The 23,655-nt window shown below is 37.0% G+C and carries 28 protein-coding genes; all 28 read left to right on the plus strand.

Translation table 11 applies throughout. The features are described 5' to 3' along the window. Nucleotides 1–19 precede the first annotated feature (19 nt). A complete protein-coding gene (gene codY / locus MKY94_RS07025; protein ID WP_144538045.1) occupies nucleotides 20–799 on the plus strand; it encodes a GTP-sensing pleiotropic transcriptional regulator CodY in 780 nt (259 codons plus the stop codon). A 279-nt stretch (nucleotides 800–1,078) separates the two neighbouring features. After that, nucleotides 1,079–1,471 (plus strand): flagellar basal body rod protein FlgB, encoded by a 393-nt coding sequence (gene flgB / locus MKY94_RS07030; protein ID WP_342578299.1) that lies wholly within the window; start codon nucleotides 1,079–1,081, stop codon nucleotides 1,469–1,471. A gap of 2 nt (nucleotides 1,472–1,473) precedes the next feature. Then, complete coding sequence (flgC, locus tag MKY94_RS07035; RefSeq protein WP_144538047.1) at nucleotides 1,474–1,935, plus strand: flagellar basal body rod protein FlgC; 462 nt, start codon at nucleotides 1,474–1,476, stop codon at nucleotides 1,933–1,935. A 20-nt stretch (nucleotides 1,936–1,955) separates the two neighbouring features. Then, nucleotides 1,956–2,261, plus strand: coding sequence for a flagellar hook-basal body complex protein FliE (gene fliE, locus MKY94_RS07040; RefSeq protein ID WP_342578301.1), 306 nt, complete (start codon nucleotides 1,956–1,958; stop codon nucleotides 2,259–2,261). 57 nt (nucleotides 2,262–2,318) lie between these two features. Beyond that, nucleotides 2,319–3,905 (plus strand): flagellar basal-body MS-ring/collar protein FliF, encoded by a 1,587-nt coding sequence (gene fliF / locus MKY94_RS07045; protein ID WP_342578302.1) that lies wholly within the window; start codon nucleotides 2,319–2,321, stop codon nucleotides 3,903–3,905. A 12-nt stretch (nucleotides 3,906–3,917) separates the two neighbouring features. Then, complete coding sequence (gene fliG / locus MKY94_RS07050) at nucleotides 3,918–4,931, plus strand: flagellar motor switch protein FliG (protein ID WP_151110556.1); 1,014 nt, start codon at nucleotides 3,918–3,920, stop codon at nucleotides 4,929–4,931. Beyond that, complete coding sequence (gene fliH, locus MKY94_RS07055; protein WP_342578303.1) at nucleotides 4,915–5,691, plus strand: flagellar assembly protein FliH; 777 nt, start codon at nucleotides 4,915–4,917, stop codon at nucleotides 5,689–5,691. The genes fliG and fliH overlap by 17 nt, the downstream gene beginning before the upstream one ends. A 6-nt stretch (nucleotides 5,692–5,697) precedes the next feature. Beyond that, nucleotides 5,698–7,020, plus strand: a complete 1,323-nt coding sequence (gene fliI / locus MKY94_RS07060; protein WP_342578304.1) for a flagellar protein export ATPase FliI — start codon at nucleotides 5,698–5,700, stop codon at nucleotides 7,018–7,020. Between the two features lies 1 nt (nucleotide 7,021). Beyond that, nucleotides 7,022–7,471: a flagellar export protein FliJ gene (gene fliJ, locus MKY94_RS07065; RefSeq protein ID WP_342578305.1), complete on the plus strand. Its 450-nt coding sequence runs from the start codon at nucleotides 7,022–7,024 to the stop codon at nucleotides 7,469–7,471. A gap of 8 nt (nucleotides 7,472–7,479) precedes the next feature. After that, a complete protein-coding gene (locus MKY94_RS07070; RefSeq protein ID WP_154311120.1) occupies nucleotides 7,480–8,079 on the plus strand; it encodes a hypothetical protein in 600 nt (199 codons plus the stop codon). Between the two features lie 34 nt (nucleotides 8,080–8,113). Continuing rightward, the gene (locus MKY94_RS07075) at nucleotides 8,114–9,355 is read left to right on the plus strand and encodes a flagellar hook-length control protein FliK (RefSeq protein WP_342578306.1); all 1,242 of its coding nucleotides are present in this window, start codon (nucleotides 8,114–8,116) and stop codon (nucleotides 9,353–9,355) included. Nucleotides 9,356–9,357: 2 nt separating this feature from the next. Then, nucleotides 9,358–9,996, plus strand: coding sequence for a flagellar hook assembly protein FlgD (gene flgD / locus MKY94_RS07080; protein ID WP_342578307.1), 639 nt, complete (start codon nucleotides 9,358–9,360; stop codon nucleotides 9,994–9,996). 21 nt (nucleotides 9,997–10,017) lie between these two features. After that, on the plus strand, nucleotides 10,018–10,398 hold the full coding sequence (locus MKY94_RS07085) for a TIGR02530 family flagellar biosynthesis protein (protein ID WP_342578308.1): 381 nt from the start codon (nucleotides 10,018–10,020) through the stop codon (nucleotides 10,396–10,398). Between the two features lie 74 nt (nucleotides 10,399–10,472). Next, the gene (locus MKY94_RS07090; protein ID WP_151110543.1) at nucleotides 10,473–11,771 is read left to right on the plus strand and encodes a flagellar hook-basal body complex protein; all 1,299 of its coding nucleotides are present in this window, start codon (nucleotides 10,473–10,475) and stop codon (nucleotides 11,769–11,771) included. A 61-nt stretch (nucleotides 11,772–11,832) separates the two neighbouring features. Further along, complete coding sequence (locus MKY94_RS07095; RefSeq protein WP_154311115.1) at nucleotides 11,833–12,054, plus strand: flagellar FlbD family protein; 222 nt, start codon at nucleotides 11,833–11,835, stop codon at nucleotides 12,052–12,054. Further along, the gene (gene fliL / locus MKY94_RS07100) at nucleotides 12,044–12,475 is read left to right on the plus strand and encodes a flagellar basal body-associated protein FliL (RefSeq protein ID WP_154311114.1); all 432 of its coding nucleotides are present in this window, start codon (nucleotides 12,044–12,046) and stop codon (nucleotides 12,473–12,475) included. The genes MKY94_RS07095 and fliL overlap by 11 nt, the downstream gene beginning before the upstream one ends. Nucleotides 12,476–12,503: 28 nt before the next feature. Further along, complete coding sequence (gene fliM / locus MKY94_RS07105; protein ID WP_151110537.1) at nucleotides 12,504–13,502, plus strand: flagellar motor switch protein FliM; 999 nt, start codon at nucleotides 12,504–12,506, stop codon at nucleotides 13,500–13,502. Continuing rightward, entirely contained in the window at nucleotides 13,495–14,661 is a 1,167-nt protein-coding gene (fliY, locus tag MKY94_RS07110; RefSeq protein WP_151113725.1) for a flagellar motor switch phosphatase FliY, read from the plus strand. The genes fliM and fliY overlap by 8 nt, the downstream gene beginning before the upstream one ends. Before the next feature lie 19 nt (nucleotides 14,662–14,680). Then, a complete protein-coding gene (locus tag MKY94_RS07115; RefSeq protein WP_144538062.1) occupies nucleotides 14,681–15,043 on the plus strand; it encodes a response regulator in 363 nt (120 codons plus the stop codon). Nucleotides 15,044–15,082: 39 nt separating this feature from the next. Further along, nucleotides 15,083–15,754, plus strand: a complete 672-nt coding sequence (locus MKY94_RS07120) for a flagellar biosynthetic protein FliO (RefSeq protein WP_342578309.1) — start codon at nucleotides 15,083–15,085, stop codon at nucleotides 15,752–15,754. Beyond that, nucleotides 15,747–16,412, plus strand: coding sequence for a flagellar type III secretion system pore protein FliP (gene fliP, locus MKY94_RS07125; RefSeq protein ID WP_144538064.1), 666 nt, complete (start codon nucleotides 15,747–15,749; stop codon nucleotides 16,410–16,412). Before MKY94_RS07120 ends, fliP begins: the two co-directional genes overlap by 8 nt. Before the next feature lie 12 nt (nucleotides 16,413–16,424). Continuing rightward, nucleotides 16,425–16,694: a flagellar biosynthesis protein FliQ gene (gene fliQ / locus MKY94_RS07130; RefSeq protein WP_144538065.1), complete on the plus strand. Its 270-nt coding sequence runs from the start codon at nucleotides 16,425–16,427 to the stop codon at nucleotides 16,692–16,694. Between the two features lie 4 nt (nucleotides 16,695–16,698). Then, on the plus strand, nucleotides 16,699–17,475 hold the full coding sequence (gene fliR / locus MKY94_RS07135; protein WP_154312325.1) for a flagellar biosynthetic protein FliR: 777 nt from the start codon (nucleotides 16,699–16,701) through the stop codon (nucleotides 17,473–17,475). A 1-nt stretch (nucleotide 17,476) separates the two neighbouring features. Continuing rightward, on the plus strand, nucleotides 17,477–18,562 hold the full coding sequence (flhB, locus tag MKY94_RS07140; RefSeq protein ID WP_144538067.1) for a flagellar biosynthesis protein FlhB: 1,086 nt from the start codon (nucleotides 17,477–17,479) through the stop codon (nucleotides 18,560–18,562). Nucleotides 18,563–18,580: 18 nt separating this feature from the next. After that, on the plus strand, nucleotides 18,581–20,614 hold the full coding sequence (gene flhA, locus MKY94_RS07145; protein ID WP_144538068.1) for a flagellar biosynthesis protein FlhA: 2,034 nt from the start codon (nucleotides 18,581–18,583) through the stop codon (nucleotides 20,612–20,614). Next, on the plus strand, nucleotides 20,611–21,723 hold the full coding sequence (gene flhF, locus MKY94_RS07150; protein ID WP_342578310.1) for a flagellar biosynthesis protein FlhF: 1,113 nt from the start codon (nucleotides 20,611–20,613) through the stop codon (nucleotides 21,721–21,723). Before flhA ends, flhF begins: the two co-directional genes overlap by 4 nt. Next, nucleotides 21,707–22,570 carry a MinD/ParA family protein gene (locus MKY94_RS07155; protein ID WP_154311110.1) on the plus strand — a complete coding sequence of 288 codons (864 nt, stop codon included), beginning with the start codon at nucleotides 21,707–21,709 and terminating at the stop codon, nucleotides 22,568–22,570. Before flhF ends, MKY94_RS07155 begins: the two co-directional genes overlap by 17 nt. Nucleotides 22,571–22,579: 9 nt before the next feature. Then, entirely contained in the window at nucleotides 22,580–23,650 is a 1,071-nt protein-coding gene (locus tag MKY94_RS07160) for a chemotaxis response regulator protein-glutamate methylesterase (protein WP_151110523.1), read from the plus strand. Nucleotides 23,651–23,655 lie beyond the last annotated feature (5 nt).

The raw sequence follows: 23,655 nt of genomic DNA on the forward strand, positions 1-23,655 counted from the left end.
ACAATGGAGGATTTATTCAATGAACTTATTAGACAAAACACGCAAAATTAACTCGATGTTACAAGCATCTGCTGGGAAACCAGTTAACTTTAAAGAGATGGCTGCAACATTAAGTGAAGTTATAGAATGTAATGCATTTATCGTTAGTAGAAAAGGAAAATTACTAGGGCATGAAGTACATCAACAAATCGAAAATGACCGTATTATTAAAATGATGGAAGAGCGTCAATTCCCAGAGGATTACACTAAAAACCTTTTCCATGTTAATGAAACATCTTCTAACCTAGATGTATACAGCGAACATTCTGTATTCCCAGTTGAAAATAGAGAATTATTTAAAGATGGTTTAACTACTATTGTTCCGATTATCGGTGGTGGTGAGCGTCTTGGTACTTTAATACTTGGACGTTTGAAAAACGAATTCCAAAATGATGATTTAATCCTTGGTGAATACGGTGCTACTGTAGTTGGTATGGAAATCTTACGTGAAAAGTCAGAAGAAATTGAAGAGGAAGCAAGAAGCAAGGCTGTCGTTCAAATGGCTATCAACTCATTGTCCTACAGTGAATTAGAAGCTATTGAGCATATCTTTGAAGAGTTAGACGGTAACGAAGGCCTATTAGTAGCTTCTAAAATCGCAGACCGTGTAGGAATCACTCGTTCAGTAATCGTAAATGCACTACGCAAATTAGAAAGTGCAGGAGTTATTGAGTCAAGATCACTAGGTATGAAAGGAACTTATATTAAAGTTCTAAATGATAAATTCTTAGCTGAACTTGCTCAGCTTAAAATGCGATAATTTACTAAAAAATGGAGCCAATTCTAGATTTTTCTAGAATTGGCTCTTTTTATTTATTGAAAAGTAGGGTAGAATTTGTAATTGCATGCTAAAATTCGTCAAGGTTCCCCAAATGTGACAAATGTTTTGACGAACAATTAGAAAAAAAGGAAAAAAGACCTACAAAAATGCAAAAAATAGAATAGACACTGTGCATCTAATTCTTTACAATTAAATTATTGTGATTTTAACAGATTATTACTAAAATTAGGACGTAAGAAAAATAGGGGTGAGTAATTTATGGGTATTTTTGGTGGTACAATTGAGAATTTAGAACGAGGTTTAAATTTCTCAGCTATGAAACAAAAGACTATTGCGCAAAATATAGCGAATGTTGACACACCGAATTACAAAGCAAAAAGCGTAAGTTTCAATGATTATTTAGAAAATGCTAAGAAAACATCAATTTCTGCTTATCGAACAGAAGAGAAACATATTAACTTTCAAGCTAGTTCTAGTTCTTCCGCAGTATTCGATTATTCCAATCTAAGATATAGCAGCAATGGCAATGGAGTAGATATGGATAAGGAGCAGGCTAACTTAGCAACCAATCAACTCTATTACAATGCTTTAGTAGATCGTATGAGCGGAAAGCTGAACACCTTACAAACGGTGATTAAAGGAGGCAGTTGATAATGTCAATATTTCACGGGATGAATACTACAGCATCAGCTCTTACTGCTCAGCGTTTACGTATGGATGTTATCTCATCTAATATGGCTAATGCAGAAACAACTAGAGCAAAAATGGTTGATGGTGAATGGCAAGCATATAGACGGAAAACAGTAACATTGCAACCAAATGAAGGTTCATTTTCAAATTTTTTAAATGTGGCAAGAGGCACATCAGATAAAAATGGTGTTGGTAATGGAGTAAAGGTATCTCAAGTAAAAGAGGATACTGAAACACCATTTAAGCTCGTATATGATCCAAGTCATATGGACGCAAACGAAGAAGGTTATGTTGAAATGCCTAATGTAGATCCTTTAAGAGAAATGGTTGATCTAATTTCAGCTACTCGTTCTTATGAGGCAAACGTCACTGTGTTTAACGCGAATAAAGCAATGCTTTCAAAGGCTCTTGAAATTGGAAAATAGGAAAGAAGGTTTAACTCTTTATGGCTATTGAATCAGTATCAATGTTTAATGTTGCTCAGGTAAATGCACCCATGACGACTAATAAGGTAAGTTCGTCGCAAGCACAAGAAAACTTTGGAGATTTCCTACAAAGTGCTATTAACTCGGTAAATGAGACACAGAAAGCTTCAGACGTTGCAACAAATAAGCTAATCAATGGTGGAAATATAGAACTTCATGAAGTGATGATTGCTTCACAGAAATCAAGTATTGCTTTAAATGCTACATTAGAAATTCGGAACAAAGTCGTGGAGGCTTATCAAGAAATCATGCGTATGCAAGTTTAGTCCTCGGTTAAAGTTAATATATCGAGCTAAAATATTCACCATAACCGGAGGATAAAAATGAATGAACGTATAAAGAAAATAAAAAATGATATAACAGCCTTTTGGAAAAGTCGTTCTAAAGGCCAAAAAGGAACTATGATAGGTGGTCTTTTAGGAGTAATCGCTCTTGCGGCTGTACTAACTTTTTTCCTGACAAAAACTGAAATGGTTCCTCTATATTCAGAAGTGACCCCTTCGGAAGTAGGGCGCATTAAAGAAAATTTAGATTCAAAAGGCATACCAAATGAAATTGCAGCTGGAGGGACTTCTATATTAGTTCCTAAGGAACTGAAGGATACACTGCTAGTTCAAATGGCGGCCGAAGGATTTCCACAATCGGGAATGATAGATTATAGCTTTTTTTCTCAAAATGCAGGTTTTGGGATGACCGATAACGAGTTTAATGTACTTAAGCTTGCCACTACGCAAACAGAGCTAGCGAATTTGATCGGAAGTGTGGAGGGGGTTAAAGAAGCTAAGGTAATGATTACATTGCCTGAAGAAGGGGTATTTTTATCTCAAAGCAATGAATCCGCTAGTGCATCTATAGTACTTAACACAGAACCAGGATATCAATTTTCAGAAACCCAAATAGCGTCCTTATATAATTTAGTATCTAAATCTATACCTAATTTATCTACTGAAGATATCGTTATTAGAAATCAATTCCTAGAATACTTTGATTTGGAGAAGGCAACCGGTTCTGGCGGGACAAATGTTACAGATCAAATGACATTAAAGAAAACCATTGAGCGCGACCTTCAACGCCAAGTACAAACAATGCTGGGTACTTTGATGGGGCACAATAAAGTTGTTGTATCTGTAACTACAGATATCGACTTTAAACAAGAAAACCGAGAAGAGAATCTAGTGGAACCTGTTGATGTCGAAAATATGGCAGGTATTGAAATTAGTGCCCAACGAATCTCTGAAACTTTTACTGGTAATAATCCATTAACGGGCGGTACTCCACAATCAGAAGACGCTACTGATAATTTTACTAATTATGTAGAAGGTTCTACAGCAGATGGTGACTATGAGAGAACAGAAGATACGATTAACAATGAAGTAAATCGTATTAGAAAAGAAATAGTCGAAAGCCCATATAAAATAAGAGATATAGGTATTCAAGTAATGGTTGAACCACCACAAGCTGACGATGTTACTTCTTTACCAGCAGATGTCCAAGGAGATATAGAACAGATTCTTGCAACAATTGTTCGCACATCTATTGATAAGGAAGCTGGCGAACTAACAGAGGAACAGATTGAAGAAAAAGTTGTGGTCTCCGTTCAAGAGCTTAAAGGGAAAAATGAACTTGCTGATGTCCCTTCTTCAACAATTCCTTGGTGGATTTATGTGATTGTTGGGGTATTGCTTGTAGCTATTATTCTCCTTGTTGTATCGTTGCTACGATCTAGAAGAATTGAGGAAGAGGAAGAACTAATTATTCTGGAAGAAGCAAGAGAAATACCAGAAGTTGATGATATTAACAATGAAAAAGAAACAGAATCTACTTTAAGACGTAAGCAACTAGAAAAAATGGCAAAAGATAAGCCTGAAGACTTTGCTAAATTGTTACGTACTTGGATAGCAGAGGATTAAGGGGGGACGGCTATGAACAAAAAAGAAAAAGGACTAACTGGTAAGCAAAAAGCCGCGCTCTTATTAATTTCTCTAGGACCGGAAGTTTCTGCTTCTATTTATAAGCATTTAAATGAAGAAGAAATCGAGCGGTTAACTCTAGAAATCTCTGGAGTAAAAAGAGTAGAGCCAGAAATAAAAGAAGACATCATAGAAGAGTTTCACAATATTGCCTTAGCACAGGATTATATTTCACAGGGTGGTATTGGTTACGCTAGAACTGTTCTTGAAAAGGCGCTAGGCAGTGAACATGCACAAGCAATCATTAACCGCTTGACATCTTCACTTCAGGTTCGCCCTTTCGATTTTGCAAGAAGAGCAGAGCCAACCCAATTGTTTAATTTCATTCAAAATGAGCATCCGCAAACTATTGCCCTTATTTTATCTTATCTTGAACCGCAGCAAGCAGGGATTATATTATCGTCCCTGCCACAGGAGGTACAAGCGGATATAGCAAGAAGAATTGCTACGATGGACTCCACTTCTCCTGAAGTAATAAGTGAAATTGAAGCCGTGTTAGAACGCAAGCTTTCATCCACAGTTACACAGGATTATACAGAAACCGGTGGAGTAGATGCGGTAGTAGAAGTCCTTAATGGAGTTGACCGTACTACAGAGAAAACAATTTTGGATGCACTTGAAATTCAAGATCCAGAGCTTGCAGAAGAGATTAAAAAGAGAATGTTCGTATTCGAAGATATTGTTACTTTGGACAATCGTTCTATACAACGAGTTATTCGTGATTGTGAAAACGAGGATCTTATTCTGTCCATGAAGGTGTCGAGTGAGGAAGTAAAAGATATAATCTTCCGCAATATGTCTACACGCATGGCGGAGACATTCAAAGAAGAGATGGAAATCATGGGGCCTGTACGTCTACGTGATGTAGAAGAAGCACAGAGCAGAATTGTGTCGGTGATTAGACGTTTAGAAGACGCTGGTGAAATCATTATTGCCCGTGGTGGAGGAGATGACATTATTGTCTAGAATTTTCCGAAACGTACAAATGAATGAGAACTCTGAAAAAATTCGTCCCATTCAAATTAAAAATCTTTATGTGGAAGAGGATACAACAGAAGAGCCAGTTGTACATGAAAATTTTTCTGCTGATCGAAACAGAATGTTAGAGGAAGTAAATCAGAAAATAGCTAAAAAACAACAAGAACTTCAACAAGAAATAGAACAAACAAGGAACAGTATTCAAAACGAGTTAAATGAGTGGAACGAGCAAAAGCTTAGTTATCAAAAAAGTGCTTATGATGAGGGTTTTGCGCAGGGACTAGAAGAAGGAAGACTAAAGGCTATGGCTGACATGCAAAATAAGCTAGCCGTAGCCAATGAAGCAATGCAAACAGCGTATATGAATGCCGCCGCTTACTTACAGCAACAAGAACAGGTGATTCTTGAGTTAAGTATTCGAAATGCAGAACGTATTTTAGGTGTTAAGTTAGAAGATGAACAAGAATTGTTTTTATCTATCGTTAGAAGAGGATTAAAGGAAGCTAGAGAAATGAAAGAAATTAAAATATATGTTTCTCCAGAATACTTTTCGTTAGTCTCTGAAAACCGAGAAGAGCTTGCATCTATTTTTCCGGTAGACGTACCTTTTATGATTTTTGTTGATGAGGAAATGAATGATACCGATTGCTATATTGAGACAAACCATGGTCGGATTGTTGTAAGTATTGATGAACAAGTAAAAGAATTGAGACGTAAGCTAGTCGATATTCTTGAAAGTATGGAGTGAAAGTAAATGAAAGCAATCGATTTAATTCAACAAATACCAAACGTATCCACCTTTAAAAAGTATGGTCGCGTAAATCGTGTTGTTGGATTAATGATTGAATCCCAAGGCCCCGAGAGCTCCATTGGTGATGTATGTAAAATTCATATTAATTCCGTTAAAAATGGACCGTCAGTAATACTTGCAGAGGTAGTCGGTTTTAAAGAGGAAATAGTTATTTTAATGCCTTACACAAACATTCGCGAAATTTCAACAGGTTGCTTAGTGGAAGGAACTAACAGTCCTTTAGAGATTAAAGTAGGGCCAGAGCTGATAGGAAAAGTACTGGATTCTATGGGAAACCCGATAGATGGAACAGTATTACCTAAGGGATTAAGCACGGTTGGTACCGAACAAGATCCGCCAAATCCATTAACAAGACCACCTATTCATGAGCAAATTGAGGTTGGTGTGAAGGCGATTGATGGTATGCTTACAGTCGGAAAGGGGCAGAGGGTTGGTATATTTGCTGGTTCAGGTGTAGGTAAAAGTACCTTATTGGGAATGATAGCAAGGAATACCAACGCTGATTTAAACATTATTGCTCTAATTGGAGAACGTGGAAGAGAGGTTCGAGAGTTTATCGAACGAGATCTCGGCAAAGAGGGACTGGAAAAATCTATAGTTGTTGCAGCTACATCTGATCAACCAGCACTTATGCGTATAAAAGGAGCTTTTACTGCGACTGCTATTGCAGAATATTTCCGTGACAAGGGCTTAAATGTCATGCTGATGATGGATTCTGTTACCCGTGTGGCAATGGCTCAACGTGAAATTGGACTAGCGGTAGGTGAGCCACCAGCAACAAGGGGCTATACACCTTCTGTTTTCTCTATTCTTCCCAAGTTGTTGGAGAGAACAGGTACAAATGAACGAGGAACTATTACTGCTTTCTATACAGTTTTAGTAGATGGTGACGATATGAATGAGCCAATAGCAGATACTGTACGAGGGATATTAGACGGGCATATTGTTCTGGATAGATCTCTTGCTAACAAAGGACAATTTCCTGCCATCAATGTGTTGAAAAGTATTAGTCGACTAATGAACCATATTTCAGATGAAGACCATGTAAAAGCAGCAGAAAGACTTAGAGAACTCTACTTTACTTACAATAAATCAGAGGATTTGATCAATATCGGTGCATATAAACGTGGAACCTCTCGGGAAATCGATGAGGCAATCCAATTTGAACCTTTAATAACCTCCTTTTTAAAGCAAGGATATCTCGATAAGGTTTCTTTGGAAAATAGCGTGAATGAATTAGTGACATTATCAGGTGGTGGAGCTTAAGATGGTTGCTTATCAATATAAATTTGCTAAGGTACTTACGGTTCGAGAACAAGAAAAGTCAGAGACAGAAATAGCATATAAGGAATCGGTGAATTCTTTTGAAGAGGTTGCTACTGAGCTATATAATCTTTTGAAAAAAAGAGAAGACACATTAGATGCACAAAATAATCTTTTAGTAAATGGTTTAAGTATAGATGGAATACATCATTACTCCAACTTTTTGGAAGGCTTACAAAAAAGAATTGAAGTAGTGCAGAAGGAAGTAGTTCAAGCTAGAGCAAAGATGAATTGGTATGAAGAAAAGTTATTAGAAAAAAGCTTAGAAGTTCGTAAGTTTGAAAAAATAAAAGAAAAAGATTTTGAAAACTTTCAACAAGAACAGTTTCGATTAGAGTCAATTGTATTAGATGAGATATCTTCCTTAAAGTTTCAAAACAAAGAGATTAGGTGAGTAAAGGCATGGCTAAACCGAATAACAAAAAGAAAAGCATACAAACGATGGACAAAGAGCCGAAGAAAGTGGGCTTAGGCAAGAAAATACTATATTTGTTTATCATACCGCTTCTCTTTGCTTTGGCTCTCCTTTTAACTTTTGCACAGATAACAAATATAAATGTTTTTGAAAAGGCTAAAGAACTAACCTCTCTAGGCCAAGAAGAGCCCATAGATGAAAACAAGAAAACATCTCGCTTAGAGGAGAGAGTTGTTTCTCTTCAAGCAGAAATCCAGCAAAAAGAAGTCCAAATCGATAAGCTCCAAGCTGAAGTAGATGGTTCAGAGAAATCTCAAGAATCATTGTTATTGGAACAGGAGAGTCTATTACAGCAAATTGAGGAATTAAAGAGACAAAACGAACAATCTAAAAGAGATTATGCAGAAGTAGTTTCTACTTTTGAAAAAATGTCAGCGAAGACTGCAGCACCTGTTATTACAAATATGAGTGATGCTGAGGCGCTAAGAATCTTAGCAAGTTTAAAACCAGATACAGTTGCAAAAATTTACGAAAAAATGTCCCCTCAGGATGCAGCAAAATATACCGAGCTAATGACTAAACAATAGAGCATGCTTCTTGTATGTGAAGGGAGGTGAAAAAATGAACATAGCGGCAATGGTTAATATGGGAAATTCAGTAGCAGTACAATCCAAACCACAGTTACAAGCAGGTAACGGACAGACTTTTGGTAACGTATTTGGACAAATTCTTTCTAGTCAATCTATGCAACCTTCAGATGTATCGAATGGGGCAGATAAAGAGCTAAATTTTATTCAGGATTTACTTTCCCTTTTAGATGTTCAATCATTGGAAGAAGCACAGGAGCTGCTACAAGCTAATGATTTAACAGTAGATTCTAGTTCACTAAAACAATTGTTAAATAAGCTTCTTGGCGAAACTGATAATTTGACCGAGCTGGAAGATCAAAAACAGGACATATGGGATATTCTCGCTGTCGTTTCGGAACAACCTAATAAGCTTGTTGAATCTATTCTTTTATCTTTGAATGGACAAGCGGGGGCAAACCCGGTAATGGCAAACCAAGTTGAGGCTAAGCAATCAGTCGTAAGCCCCGTTGAAGCAAAACAAGCAGTGGAGCTTTTAAAAATTGCTCAACTTATCGGTAACAAAAGTGATTTAACTTTTAAGCAAGAATCTACGCTGTTTGATTTAAAGCAAACGTTAGAAACATTAAAGGAAAACTTAATGAATGTCTCTCTTAATCAAGGAAAGAGTACAATTCCTATTCCTAAAGCTTTTTTACAGCAAATGATGATGAATCAAACTGTTGTAAAAGGAGCGAATACAGAAGTAGTGACGGAAAGTAAAGAGATAACTTCTTTGGTTCAAGGTCAAACGGCCACTGTACAAACAAAGGTAGAAACTGTAACAATGACTCTTCCTACTGAAAAACCTGCTCAGTCAGAGGAGTTTTTGAAAGAGCTTCAAAAGGTCATGAGCCGAGTACAATTTGGACAAGCTGGTGGAGCTAATAGGTTAGTTATTAAACTATATCCAGAACAGCTTGGGACGATTCGTATCGAGTTGATACAAAAGGATGGAATCCTTACTGCAAAAATGTTAGCCTCAACTGCTTTAGGGAAAGAAATGTTAGATACACATTCTGGTCAATTAAGACAAGGATTGGCAAATCAGAACATACAGGTTGAAAAACTAGAGATTACTCAAGCATTGCAGGACACTTCTAAGCAGGAGAGAAATCAAGGCTTCCAAGATTCGTCCTTTAAGCAGCAGCAAGAGCAGGAGCAACAAGATTCTAATACAGAAAATCAGGATACTCAAACTACTTTCCAAGAATTTTTAAATGAAATAGAGGTATAACTATGGCCGACTTATCACCAATTACGAGTAATATGTATTTATCTTCAAAGAAAACTGCTAAAACTACGGGAAATAGTACACTTGGTAAAGATGAATTTTTAAAAATATTAATGGCTCAGCTTCAAAATCAGGATCCTACAAATCCGATGAAGGACAATGAATTCATTGCCCAAATGGCTCAGTTTTCATCTTTGGAGCAAATGACAAACCTTACTAAGGCATTTGAGAAGTATGCAGAGGCACAAGAGCAAACTCAAATGATTGAATATAGTAATTTCGCTGGTAAACAAGTGAAATGGCATGAGCTGACAGATAAGCTAGATGAAGCCGGTAAACCGATCACAACTGAAGGTACAGGTTTAATCACAGGAGTAAAATTCGTGAATGGAAGTGTAGAATTTACGCTTTCGGACGGAAAGAAAATCACACCTGGTAATATATCTGAAGTACTATCAAGCAATGCAAACTCTAATAGCTTAGTAGAAGCAAGTATGATGATTGGAAAAACTGTTAGTTACACTGCTGATTCTGCGGAAGCTACAGGTGTTGTTCAATCAGTATCTAAAAAAGAAGGAGTAATTGTTTTTAATCTTGATGGAGGTAAGACGATTACAGCAGAAAAAATAAATTCTATTCAATAATAAATAGAACGGAGACATGCAATGGACCAAGTTACTATTAACCGCGTCACGCTGCAGCCAGGAATCCGTCAACCAATCACATCTAAACAAGTCTCATCGTCAAAGCAAGCGTTTTTACAACATTTACATGAAGCCACGGTTAAAACGGAATTAAAGGTAAGCAAACATGCTAACCAGCGATTAATGGAAAGAAATATTCATATATCAGATGCGCAGTGGCAGCTTGTAAGTGATAAAGTAACAGAAGCGCGCTCAAAAGGTGTCAATGACTCATTAGTATTGATGGATCAAGCAGCTCTAATCGTAAGTGCAAAAAATGCAACGGTTATTACTGCCATGGATCGCACGGAAGCGAAAAACCAATTGTTTACTAATATTGACGGCACAATTGTGCTAGGATAGCAGGACCTTTATAGGATGCTATGTGCAGTGGACTGATTGAAGCTAGCACACAAATCGAAGGGAGAAATTAATCAATGATTCGTTCAATGTACTCAGGTATCTCAGGACTTAAAAACTTTCAAACAAAATTAGATGTAATAGGTAACAATATCTCAAACGTAAATACTTATGGTTTTAAAAAAGGTCGTACCATCTTCAAAGACTTAATCTCACAAACTACCGCTGGTGCTTCTGCGGCTACAGGGACACGTGGGGGAGTAAACCCAAAACAAGTAGGTTTAGGATCTCAATTATCTGCAATTGATACAATTCACTCAGGAGGTTCAATGCAATCTACTGGAAATACATTAGACCTTGCTATTTCTGGAGATGGATTCTTTCAAGTAGCGGACTCAACTAATGCTAATCGAGGTGGATTTGTTAATCCTTTATATACTCGTGCAGGTAATTTCTATATGGACAATGAAGGGTATTTAGTAAATAGTGATGGTAAATTTTTAGTTGGTGGAGTTACTAAAGTTGATCCAAAAGCACTTGCAGATGCTACAAAATTAGCAAATGATGCTAAGAAGCCTGCAGAGGATGCAGCTATTGACGCAAAGGCTAAAGCTGATACATTAGCAAAAGCTTTAGAGCCATTAGAAAAAAATGTGGCAGATGCTAAAAAAAGCTTAGCAGATGAAAAAGCTAAAAGTCCCGCGGATCCTGCTTTAATTAAGGCTGCAGAAGACAAATTAGTGGCAGAAGAGAAAGTGTTGAAAGATGCCCAAGATCCAACTATTAGCACAACTCCTGCTGGTAGTGCAGCAAAAGATGCATTTGAAGCGAACAATAAAGCAGTATTAGCTGCGGAGACATTAGCTGCTGCAAATGCTGCGGTTATTAATTTGTCATATCCAGATGCATCTAGTGTTGAAAGAAACTGGGAAGCTTCTGGCAACCTTAATACTGGTGGTAGTTATTTACCTGATACACCACTGACTGTAGGTGGTGAGTATCGACCAATAAAGATACCAACAGATGCACAAAGTATGAATATCGGTCAAGATGGAACAGTAACATTTGTTGACAAGGAAGGTACGTTGCGTTGGGCAGGTCAACTTGTTCTTGCAAAATTTCCAAATGCGGGAGGCCTAGAGAAAGTAGGAGCAAACTATTTTAAAGACACTTCCAATTCCGGAGAGCCAATTCTTCAAACTGCTACACAATCAGGTATGGGTACTGTAAACTCTGGCTTCCTAGAAATGTCTAACGTTGACTTATCTGAAGAGTTCACAGATATGATTGTGGCACAACGCGGATTCCAAGCAAATACTCGTATTATAACAACTTCAGACCAAATTCTAGAAGAATTAGTTAACTTAAAACGATAATCTGATAGTTTCAATGTAAGGGAGGGTTGGGCCGTTCCTTGAACGGTCCGGCCCTTAATAAATGATTAGTTTGACTCGTTTAAACGGTAAAGAGTTTTCGTTAAATGCATTATACATAGAGACGGTTGAATCTTTTCCGGATACTACGATAACGCTAACGAATGGTCATAAATATGTGGCGTTAGAATCTCGAGAAGATGTGTATTATAAAATCGCTCAGTTTTACAAGGAAGTACATATTTTATCGAATCCTTATTTAAGAGGTGAACAGGATGAAGAGTAACAGCAAGGTATTGACTATTATGTTAATAATTTTAGTTTCACTTACTTTAGTAGGTGTAGTTGCACTTATTGTATTTTTACAATTGAATAACGGGGATGAAAGCAAAGAGCCTACAATAGATGAAATTGTCGAATCCTCTGTAGACATTCAGGAAATCACAACCAATTTAGCTGGCGACAAATTTATCCGAATTTCTATGAAGGTACAAACGGATAGTACTGAGGCAGCTGAGGAGCTTACAAAACGTGATTTTCAAGTGAAAAATATTCTAATCACTGAGCTTTCAGAAATGACGCCAGAGGATTTAGAAGGTAAGCAAGGAAAGATAATATTGGAATCTTCTTTAAAAACTAAAATAAATGAATTAATGGATGATGGGGAAGTACAGCAAGTATATATTACTTCTTATATTATTCAGTAAAGTACTTTTTTGAATGGAGGTGGGCAGATTGGCAGGAGATATATTATCTCAATCAGAAATAGATGCATTGTTAAGTGCCCTTTCAACCGGTGAAATGACAGCAGATGAAATGAAGAGCGAACAAGAATCAAAAAAAATTCGTTCCTACGATTTTAAAAGAGCTTTGCGTTTCTCGAAAGATCAAATACGCAGTCTTACTCGTATACATGAAAATTTTGCTCGTCTTTTAACCACATTTTTTTCTGCCCAGTTAAGAACATATGTCCAAATATCTGTAGTATCGGTTGACCAAATCCCTTTTGAAGAGTTTATACGTTCTGTACCACATATGACTCTTATAAATGTTTTTGAGGTACCACCATTAGAAGGAAATATACTAATGGAGATTAACCCAAACATCGCCTATTCTATGCTAGATTTGTTGATGGGTGGGAAAGGGCAGGCGCATACAAAGGTAGATAATTTAACAGAGATTGAAACGAAAATAATGACTAATTTATTCGAACGTTCCTTTGATAACCTGAGAGAAGCCTGGGTTAATATAGCAGATATCGATCCTATATTGACGGAGTTAGAGGTAAATCCTCAATTTCTTCAAATGATTTCGCCAAATGAAACAGTGGTTGTGATATCCTTTAATACTGTTATTGGTGAAACTAGCGGAATGATAAATATTTGTATCCCTCATGTAGTATTAGAGCCGATTGTGCCAAATCTTTCTGTTCGTTACTGGATGCAGACTAATAAGAAAGAGGTATCCCCAGAGCAATTGGCTGTACTGAAAAAACGAGTTAAATCTGCTGAAATACCAGTCGTAGCTGAGCTTGGTTCCACTGATATATCGATTGAAGATTTATTATATTTACAGCTTGGGGATGTTGTACAACTAAACGCTAAAATTGAGGATGCCCTTACAATAAAAGTAGGAGACATACCAAAATTTAAAGCACAACCAGGAAAACTAAAGAAACATATGGCAGTACAAATTATTGAAACTTTGAAAGGAGGAGAGGATGATGATGAGTGATGATATGCTCTCCCAAGAAGAAATTGAAGCCCTCCTACGAGGAACGGTTGACAATATAAGTGGAAATGAAACAGACACAAATACAACAAATGTAGAAGATTATTTAGACTCTTTTGCAATCGATACTTTAGGAGAAATTGGTAATATATCCTTTGGAAGCTCAGCGACTGCATTATCTTCGCTATTGGGTCAGAAAGTTGATATTACAACTCCAAATATAAGCATGATTAATAGAAGTAAATTAGTAGAGGAGTTTCCACATCCGTATGTTGCTGTACAAGTTCAATATACTGCTGGATTAATAGGTATGAACCTATTAGTCATTAAGCAATCAGATGCAGCAATAATTGCAGATTTAATGTTAGGCGGAGACGGAATAGATCCTAGTCCTCAACTAAGTGAAATTCAATTAAGTGCAGTTCAGGAAGCAATGAACCAAATGATGGGTTCGGCTGCTACTTCTATGTCAACTGTATTCAATAAAAAAGTGGACATCTCCCCACCATCCATAGACATTCTAAATTTATTAGAAGGTGAAGGCGAAGAAGCAATTCCTAATGATGACTTACTAATTAAAGTGTCATTTAGATTGCGTGTAGGAAGTTTAATAGACTCCAATATTATGCAGCTAATCCCTCTGGAATTCGGTCTGAATCTTGTTAAATCATTATTGGGAGAGGAAGAAGCAGAACCAGAAGCTGCTGCCACTGTATACGAAGAAAGAGTTAATAACAATCACGTATCTGCACCGGAACCAGATTATTATGAGGCACCACAGATTCAACAGCCCGTTGCTCCACAGCAACCTCAACAATCTAGACAAAGTAATACACGTCCGGTAGAAGTGCAACAAGCGCAATTTGCAAGCTTTGAAGCATCAAACCTTACTCCTAACGAGTCAAGAAATTTAAATTTACTTCTTGATATACCGCTTCAAGTAACAGTAGAATTAGGACGTACTAGAAGAACGGTAAAGGAAATTCTGGAACTTACTAGTGGTTCAATCATAGAACTGGACAAATTGGCAGGAGAGCCTGTAGATATTCTTGTCAATAATCGTCATATTGCAAAAGGCGAGGTAGTAGTAATTGATGAGAACTTTGGTGTTCGTATTACAGATATTCTAAGCCAAGCAGAACGAATTAATAATTTACGATAAGTACTGGAGGAGACATATTATGTCGAAAAGAATTTTAATAGTGGACGATGCTGCATTTATGCGCATGATGATTAAGGATATTTTATCTAAAAATGGTTTTGAAGTAGTAGGTGAGGCGGCTGACGGGGCACAAGCAGTTGAAAAATACGCTGAGCTTAAACCAGATTTAGTGACAATGGATATCACTATGCCTGAAATGGACGGTATTGCTGCATTGAAGAAGATTAAAGAAAAAGATCCTAGCGCAACTATTATTATGTGTTCAGCAATGGGGCAACAAGCAATGGTTATTGATGCCATTCAAGCAGGAGCAAAGGATTTTATCGTTAAACCATTCCAAGCAGATCGAGTAATTGAAGCAATCTCAAAAGCGATAGGGTAATTAATGATGTGGAAGCTTTACCTCAGTATTTGCATCGCATTGTTTTTATTAGTTTTACCTTTTCCAATGGGAGCAGAAGCTTCTGTAGATTCAAATGAAAGCATCAAGGAACATCTGGAACGTGTAAATAACGAATCCGATGCAACTAAAAAGTCAGAACAAAATATTGAGGAAGATAATGCGGTAGTACCTGAAGAAAATACTTCGCAAGATTCGAAGTCAAGTGGAGTATCTATTACAGCTTGGGATTACATCAAAATGATATTCGCTTTGTTATTTGTGATTGCTTTACTTTATGGACTATTACGTTTCCTCAATAAAAGAAATAGAAGCTTCCAGCATAACCAACTCATCCATAATCTTGGAGGAGTTGGAATGGGGCAGGGAAAATCAATTCAATTATTGCAAGTGGGCAACTCACTCTATTTAGTTGGAATTGGAGAAAATATTAACTTATTAAAAGAAATCACTGATCCTCAAGAAATAGAAGAGTTAACTAAGATATATGAAGACAAGCTTGGTAGTGGGCCAACACTACCTCATGTAATGGAATTAATGAACAAAGTGATTAAAAACAAGACTAGTTCTACTAAAAATAATGAAAATCCTTCATTCAATGAAACGTTCCAAAAGAAATTAGAAGATATTAAAAGAGACCGTAGTGAAGTATTAAAGGATTGGAAGACAAAGGAGCGCAAAAACAATGAATGATTTCGTCCAATTTTTCTCGGACAGCGATCCGTCAAATGTCTCCACTTCTATCAAATTAATGCTATTACTTACGGTCTTGTCTTTGGCGCCGAGTATATTAATATTAATGACATCTTTTGCAAGAATCATTATAATTTTGTCTTTTGTTCGTACTGCTCTAGCAACACAGCAAATGCCACCAAACCAAGTATTAGTTGGATTGGCACTTTTCCTTACGTTTTTTATCATGGCGCCAACGCTCCAGGAAGTGAATGAAACAGCCTTAACTCCTCTATTTGACGAAGAGATAACTTTGGAAGAGGCATATGAGAATGCTAGTGGACCTTTTAAAGAGTTTATGAGTGAGCATACAAGGCAAAAGGATTTAGAGTTATTCTTACGATATACCGAGGCAGAACGACCAGAAACGATTGATGATATTCCATTAACGGTGATGGTTCCAGCTTTTGCTTTAAGTGAGATTAAGACAGCCTTTCAAATAGGCTTTATGATTTTTATCCCTTTCCTAGTGATTGACATGATCGTCGCTAGTGTATTGATGTCTATGGGGATGATGATGTTACCTCCGGTAATGATTTCATTACCATTTAAGATTTTACTATTTGTGTTAGTAGATGGATGGTATTTAGTCATGAAATCCATCTTACAAAGTTTTTAGGAGCTGATTGTATTGAGTAATGAAATGGTAATATCAATTGCAGAAAGAGCCATTTGGGTCATTCTTCTTGCATCAGGTCCTCTTTTGTTGGTTGCATTAATAACTGGTCTTGCGGTGTCTATCTTTCAGGCGACCACACAGATTCAGGAACAAACTCTTGCATTTGTTCCTAAAATTATTGCAGTATTAGTGGCTATTGTCTTTTTTGGGCCATGGATGCTGTCACAAGTAACCTCCTATGCAGCAGATATTTTTGAAAATTTAGTGAGATATATTGGTTAGTTCAATGGAAGAAATAATACCAAGCCTAACTATATTATTATTGATCATTGCAAGAGTTTCTGCGTTTTTTGTTACTTTACCTTTATTTTCACATCGTACTATTCCAGCCACGCATCGAATAGGCTTTGCAATTGTTCTTTCATGGATGATGTATTATACGTTGGATGTTACACCATTTGAAATAAATGGAGAGTACATATTACTAATTATAAAGGAAGTTATGGTTGGGTTATTTATAGGGTTACTTGCTTACATAATTCTTTCTGCCATACAAATTGCTGGTGGATTTATCGATTTCCAAATGGGATTTGCGATAGCGAATGTTATAGACCCCCAAACGGGAGCTCAAAGTCCTCTAATCGGTCAATTTCTAAACATTATTGCTCTTCTTCTATTACTAGCATTAAATGGGCATCATTTGCTATTGGATGGAATTTTTTATAGCTATCAATTTATTCCTATGGAAACTTCATCGCTAGCATTTGGGCAAGAAAACTATGTGGAGTTCATCATGAAGACATTTGCAGGAGTGTTTGCAGTTGCCTTTCAGATGTCTATTCCTATAGTAGCAACTTTGTTTTTAGTAGATATTGCATTAGGGATAACTGCTCGTACAGTTCCTCAACTGAATATATTTGTAGTGGGTTTCCCTATTAAAATAGGAGTAACATTTATTGTTTTGTTAGTCATGATGGGAGTTTTACTAGCAGTTATGCAGAAAATGTTTGAAATCATGATTATAAGTATGCGAGATTTAATGATTATTTTAGGTGGTGGCTAATATGTTGATGCTCCGATTGGATCTACAGTATTTCGCAGGAGAAAAAACAGAAAAAGCTACTCCTAAAAAACGGCAGGATTCTAGAAAAAAAGGACAAGTGTTAAAGAGCCAGGATGTTACAAGCGCCATTGTGTTGCTTGCAGTATTCCTCTTCATGTTTTTCTTTGCGGGGTTTTTACGCAATGAAATATTTACATTTTTTAATGTTACTTTTACTAAATATATGCTGATGGATACAGTAACTATAGAAATAGCCTTAGAAATTTATAAAGATATGCTGATGGAAATGGCTTTTATCTTGTTACCTATCATGCTGGTAGCTGTGGTTGCAGCTATTGCAGCTAATTTTTTTCAGTTTGGGTTGCTCTTTACGACTGAGCCCTTAAAGTTTGACTTAAAAAAAATAGACCCTATAAAAGGGTTAAAACGAATCTTCTCGATGAAGGCAATAATTGAACTATTAAAGTCCATTCTTAAAATTTCTTTTATTGGATCGGTTACGACTCTTATTATATGGATGAATCTGGAGCAAGTGCTTTCCCTTTCTTTTAAAACTGCTTGGGATACCTTATCTACCATCGGATGGCTTACAGGAATGATGGGAATAGCAGCTTCCTTTGTATTGTTGTTTATATCGATCTTAGATTTCTTCTATCAACGCTTTGATTATGAGAAAAATTTGAAGATGTCTAAGCAGGATATAAAAGACGAGCATAAGAACACAGAGGGAGATCCTATCATTAAATCCCGAATTCGTCAGCGTCAAAGAGAAATGGCCATGCGGAGAATGATGCAGGAAATTCCAACAGCAGATGTTGTTATTACGAACCCTACCCATTTTGCAATTGCTTTAAAGTATGATGATTCCTCTATGGATGCGCCAGTAGTAATAGCTAAGGGGGCAGACTTTGTTGCTCAGAAGATTAAATTGATTGCTAAAGAAAATAATGTAGTCATGGTTGAAAACCGGCCACTTGCTAGAGCAATGTACGATCAAGTTGAAATTGGTCAAAGAATTCCTGATGAATTTTTTAAGGCTGTTGCAGAGGTTCTAGCTTATGTATATCGCATTAAACAAAAAATTTAAAGATTGAGGTGGAAGTATATGCAAGTTCGCGATATATCCGTATTAGCAGCAGTAATTTCTATTGTGGCTATGCTCGTGATACCTCTTCCTCATTGGTTATTGAGTTTTTTAATAATCGTTAATATTACTATAGCTTTATTAATTTTAATGACCGCAATGAATATGCAGGAGGCGCTACAATTTTCCGTCTTTCCTACACTGTTATTACTAGTAACTTTGTTTAGGCTTGCACTTAATGTCTCAACGACACGTGCGATTTTGTCCGAGGGAGATGCAGGGAAGGTAGTTGAAACCTTTGGTACTTTTGTAACCGGGGGGAATATGTTAGTTGGTCTAGTCGTTTTTGCTATTTTAGTAATTATTCAATTCATTGTAATAACAAAAGGTGCTGAGCGTGTATCAGAGGTTGCAGCGCGCTTTACATTAGATGCTATGCCTGGTAAACAGATGAGTATTGATGCGGATCTTAATGCTGGGATGATTTCTGAAAAAGAAGCAAGAGAACGACGTGAAAAAGTCAGCGGAGAAGCAGATTTTTACGGGGCAATGGACGGTGCTACGAAATTCGTAAAAGGTGATGCTATTGCGGGTATTATTATCGTAATTATCAACCTTCTATTTGGTGTCATCATTGGAGTCGTTCAGTTTGGTTTGCCTTTTGGAGAAGCAGCGGTATTATTCTCTACATTGACTGTAGGGGACGGACTTGTGTCACAAATTCCGGCGCTTTTAATCTCTACCGCGACGGGTATAGTTGTTACAAGAGCTGCGTCAAAAGGAAATTTGGGCGGAGATATTACTGGACAGCTATTGAATCAGCCTAAGCTTCTTTATGTAGCTGCGGGGACAATTGCACTTCTAGGGATAGTAACCCCTATTGGACTTCTTTTAACTTTACCTATTTCTCTTATACTTGTCATTGGCGCTTATATGATGAGTAAGGCAGAAAAAGAAGACCCAGAAGAGCTAGAGGAATTTCAAGAGGAAGCAGCCACAGATAATATGAAAAGTCCAGAGAATGTTATTAATCTATTAAACGTAGATCCAATAGAATTTGAGTTCGGCTATGGATTGATACCACTTGTGGATACTGCACAGGGCGGAGATTTACTTGATCGAGTAGTTATGATAAGAAGACAGCTTGCATTAGAGCTTGGAATAGTTATACCGGTTGTACGGATTCGAGACAATATCCAGCTTCAGCCAAATGAGTACCGTATAAAGATTAAAGGGAACGAGATGGCTAGAGGAGAGCTATTGCTCGATCATTATTTGGCGATGAGCCCTGGTGATGACGATACAATCGATGGAATAGACACAGTAGAACCATCTTTCGGTCTTCCAGCTAAATGGATAACAGAGGCTGTAAAAGAGGAAGCAGAGATAATGGGCTATACAGTGGTTGACCCACCAAGCGTAGTCTCAACGCATATGACGGAAATTATTCGAAATCATGCACATGAATTATTAGGTAGACAGGAAACTAAGCAATTAATCGATCATATTCGCGAGACTTCACCTATATTAGTGGATGAATTAACTCCAACTCCGATGACTATAGGAGAGATTCAAAAGGTTTTAGGCAACCTGCTAAGAGAGCATGTATCGATAAGAAACTTACCTATTATTTTTGAAACACTAGCTGATTATTCAAAAATGACATCTGATGTCGATATATTAACTGAGTATACGAGACAAGCATTAGCGAAGCAAATAACTTCTCAATATGCTGGTAATAGTAATGTGCTAAAAGTTTTAACAGTATCTGGCAGAGTTGAAAAAATTGTCGCGGATAGTATTCAACAAACGGAGCATGGGAATTACCTTTCCATCGATCCGAATGACTCACAGGCTATTTTAGAATCTATGGCTAGAGAAATTGAACGTGCTTCACTGATGGAGCAGTCACCAATTATACTATGCTCTCCAGCAGTAAGAATGTATTTAAGACAAATGACAGAGAGATATTTCCCTCAAATACCGATTCTTTCCTATAACGAGTTAGAATCATCAATTGAGGTACAAAGCGTCGGGGTGGTGAATGTGGAGTGAAGATGAAAAAATATGTAGCAGCTACAATGCCAGAAGCGATGAAGGCTATTCGAAATGAATTGGGTGAGGAAGCGGTAATCTTAAGCTCTAAAGTAGTATATTCAAAGGGCTTCATTGGAATGTTCAAAAAGAAGTCTATTGAAGTATTAGCTGGCATAGACACAGTTGAACCTCCCGTTCATACACCTGATTATCCCGTCTTTAAGCAAGAGCCCGACGTTAACCATGCGTCAGAGATAAAAAAAGAACTAGAAGACTTAAAGAAAATGGTGAAATCTATCCAACGTCCGCAGCTAGAGCAGCAATACCCGGAAGAATTTCAAATACTTCTAAATCATCTTAAGCAGCAGGAATTGGCAGAGGAGCTTATCACTAGCATGAGTGATGAGCTTTTTGTGCATGAAATAAATAGAGATTCTATAAATATAGAGGAACAGATTGAGCTTACAAAAGACTATATTTATAACTTGCTTAAGGATCTCCCTTTCGGAGGTATATCCTATGAAAGAAAATTCATCAATGTGTTAGGCCCAACTGGGGTTGGTAAAACAACGACTATAGCAAAAATGGCTGCTCGTGCTGTTTTAGAGAAAAAGAAAAAGGTTGGATTCATCACAACTGATACTTATCGGATTGCTGCTATTGAGCAGTTGAAGACTTACGCCGGTCTTCTTCAGGCACCCATTGAAATAGTTTACAGTCCTAAAGATTTTCAGCAAGCTGTTGAGAAGTTTGAATCATTGGATCTTGTATTTATAGACACCGCTGGTCGGAATTACAAGGAAATGAAATTCGTTGAGGATTTACAAAAACTGATAGATTTTAAGAGTAATACAGAAACGTATCTTGTTCTCTCTTCAACCTCAAAAGAAACAGACATGAGTGTAATTATAGAACAATTTGTAGATTTTCCTATTGAAAAATTAATTTTTACTAAAATAGATGAAACAAATTCTATTGGCTCCATTATTAATTTAATGGTTAAATATAACAAGGGCCTTGCGTACTACACAGATGGTCAAGAAGTACCTGAAGATATCGTTGAAGCTAGTCTAGAAGAATTACTTGATTTATTATTAAAGGGGATTCACTATGAGAGATCAAGCTGAGGAATTAAGAATGAAGATGCTTCGAAGCCACAGTAAATTAGGTCGCTCTATAGCTGTTGTCAGCGGTAAAGGGGGAGTAGGTAAAAGTAATTTTTCAACCAACTTTACAACAATGCTTAGTGCTCAAGGAAAAAAAGTAGTATTAATAGATATGGATATCGGTATGGGTAACATCCATATTTTACTAGGTAAAACTGTTCCTACTAATTTAAAGGATTATTTACTTGGAGAAAAATTATTGGAGAGTGTCATGTATGAAGGGCCATACGGACTTCAATATATCTCAGGAGGATCTGGATTAAATGGTGTTATGGAATGGACCGATACTATGTTTCAACGACTGATTGAAGCCTTTGAATATCTTCAAAAATCCTTCGATTTTATCGTGTTTGATATGGGAGCCGGAGCAACTTCACAGGCATTAGATTTAATTGTTGCAGTGGATGATATTATCGTTATTTCAACTGCTGAGCCTACTTCGATTACAGATGCTTATTCTATGATGAAATATATACATTATAAGGATCCTGAAAAGAACTTTTTTCTTTTGTGTAATCGAGCGTTTTCAGAGGAGGAGGGAAAAGACACTACAGCTAGACTTAAATTGGCAATGTCTAAATTTCTCTCTAAGGAAGTATTAGTCCTTGGTTCCTTGCCAGAAGATCCATATGTTCGCAAAGCTGTCCAACAACAAGAACCATTTTCTGTGTTATATCCACAGGCAGAAATTAGTAAAAAGCTTTACAAGATAGTAAACAAATTTACAGAAGTACAAATAGAGGAGATACCCTCAAAACCTAGTAAATTTATCGATAGATTAAAGAGTATCTTTAAAGGGAGGCCTTAAAGATTTGGCATGATTTCTAAAAAAAAATTACTTATAGTAGATGATTCAGCCTTCATGCGCAAATTGATAGGAGATTTTTTTAAGGAAAGTACCCTAATCGAGGTAGTCGGTATCGCGCGCAATGGTGCCGATGCCATTCGAAAGATTAAATCACTTCGACCAGATGTAGTTACTATGGACGTTGAGATGCCAGAAATGAATGGACTAGAGGCTTTAAAGCAAATCATGTCTGAAAGTCCTGTTGCAGTTATCATGCTGTCTAGCAATACCCAACGGGGAACAGAAAGTACATTGCTTGCTATAGAATATGGAGCAGTAGATTTTGTAGCTAAACCAAGCGGTACCATTTCACTAGACTTACATAAGATTAAAGATGAATTGGTTGAAAAGGTAGAGCATGCAGCAACCATTCCTATTACGAAAATAAAAACACGTGCATTAATACCTTCAAACAAGCAAGAGGTAAGAGAAATACAACCAATTAAGCATTCATGGAACAAAAACAAAAAAAAGATGGTTTTGATTGGTACTTCCACGGGAGGTCCGAGAGCATTACAAGAAGTTCTACCTAACTTACCAAAAGATATGAAGGCACCTGTTCTCATCGTTCAACATATGCCTGCAGGATTTACTAAATCACTAGCGGATAGACTAAATCAACTATCCGAAATTGAGGTGAAAGAGGCCGAGCAAGGGGATATCATTCGAGATGGCCATGCTTATATTGCTCCAGGTGGCTTTCATATGAGAGTTCAAAAAACAGGAAGTGTTTATACGATTAAACTAGACGACATTGAACCACCTAGAGGAGGGCATAGACCATCTGTAGACGTACTCTTAGAAGATAATAGTATGTATAATGATTTTGATAAAATTACAGTCATTATGACAGGAATGGGGTCAGATGGCTCCAATGGCCTCAAGCAATTAAAGAAGATGGGAAATGTAGTTGCTATAGCTGAATCCGCAAGTACGTGCATTGTATATGGAATGCCTAAGGCAGCGGTGGAAACAAAATTAGTAAATGATGTAGTTGATTTAGATAAAATTGCAAACACAATAATACAATACTTGCCTTAAAGGGG

Source organism: Psychrobacillus sp. FSL K6-2843, assembly GCF_038626375.1.
GTDB lineage: Bacteria > Bacillota > Bacilli > Bacillales_A > Planococcaceae > Psychrobacillus > Psychrobacillus faecigallinarum.

Coding starts and splice junctions, on each gene's coding strand:
- codY (WP_144538045.1), top strand. CDS start 20: ATGAACTTATTAGACAAAACACGCAAAATTAACTCGATGTTACAAGCA.
- flgB (WP_342578299.1), top strand. CDS start 1,079: ATGGGTATTTTTGGTGGTACAATTGAGAATTTAGAACGAGGTTTAAAT.
- flgC (WP_144538047.1), top strand. CDS start 1,474: ATGTCAATATTTCACGGGATGAATACTACAGCATCAGCTCTTACTGCT.
- fliE (WP_342578301.1), top strand. CDS start 1,956: ATGGCTATTGAATCAGTATCAATGTTTAATGTTGCTCAGGTAAATGCA.
- fliF (WP_342578302.1), top strand. CDS start 2,319: ATGAATGAACGTATAAAGAAAATAAAAAATGATATAACAGCCTTTTGG.
- fliG (WP_151110556.1), top strand. CDS start 3,918: ATGAACAAAAAAGAAAAAGGACTAACTGGTAAGCAAAAAGCCGCGCTC.
- fliH (WP_342578303.1), top strand. CDS start 4,915: ATGACATTATTGTCTAGAATTTTCCGAAACGTACAAATGAATGAGAAC.
- fliI (WP_342578304.1), top strand. CDS start 5,698: ATGAAAGCAATCGATTTAATTCAACAAATACCAAACGTATCCACCTTT.
- fliJ (WP_342578305.1), top strand. CDS start 7,022: ATGGTTGCTTATCAATATAAATTTGCTAAGGTACTTACGGTTCGAGAA.
- MKY94_RS07070 (WP_154311120.1), top strand. CDS start 7,480: ATGGCTAAACCGAATAACAAAAAGAAAAGCATACAAACGATGGACAAA.
- MKY94_RS07075 (WP_342578306.1), top strand. CDS start 8,114: ATGAACATAGCGGCAATGGTTAATATGGGAAATTCAGTAGCAGTACAA.
- flgD (WP_342578307.1), top strand. CDS start 9,358: ATGGCCGACTTATCACCAATTACGAGTAATATGTATTTATCTTCAAAG.
- MKY94_RS07085 (WP_342578308.1), top strand. CDS start 10,018: ATGGACCAAGTTACTATTAACCGCGTCACGCTGCAGCCAGGAATCCGT.
- MKY94_RS07090 (WP_151110543.1), top strand. CDS start 10,473: ATGATTCGTTCAATGTACTCAGGTATCTCAGGACTTAAAAACTTTCAA.
- MKY94_RS07095 (WP_154311115.1), top strand. CDS start 11,833: ATGATTAGTTTGACTCGTTTAAACGGTAAAGAGTTTTCGTTAAATGCA.
- fliL (WP_154311114.1), top strand. CDS start 12,044: ATGAAGAGTAACAGCAAGGTATTGACTATTATGTTAATAATTTTAGTT.
- fliY (WP_151113725.1), top strand. CDS start 13,495: ATGAGTGATGATATGCTCTCCCAAGAAGAAATTGAAGCCCTCCTACGA.
- MKY94_RS07115 (WP_144538062.1), top strand. CDS start 14,681: ATGTCGAAAAGAATTTTAATAGTGGACGATGCTGCATTTATGCGCATG.
- fliP (WP_144538064.1), top strand. CDS start 15,747: ATGAATGATTTCGTCCAATTTTTCTCGGACAGCGATCCGTCAAATGTC.
- fliR (WP_154312325.1), top strand. CDS start 16,699: ATGGAAGAAATAATACCAAGCCTAACTATATTATTATTGATCATTGCA.
- flhB (WP_144538067.1), top strand. CDS start 17,477: ATGTTGATGCTCCGATTGGATCTACAGTATTTCGCAGGAGAAAAAACA.
- flhA (WP_144538068.1), top strand. CDS start 18,581: ATGCAAGTTCGCGATATATCCGTATTAGCAGCAGTAATTTCTATTGTG.
- MKY94_RS07155 (WP_154311110.1), top strand. CDS start 21,707: ATGAGAGATCAAGCTGAGGAATTAAGAATGAAGATGCTTCGAAGCCAC.
- MKY94_RS07160 (WP_151110523.1), top strand. CDS start 22,580: ATGATTTCTAAAAAAAAATTACTTATAGTAGATGATTCAGCCTTCATG.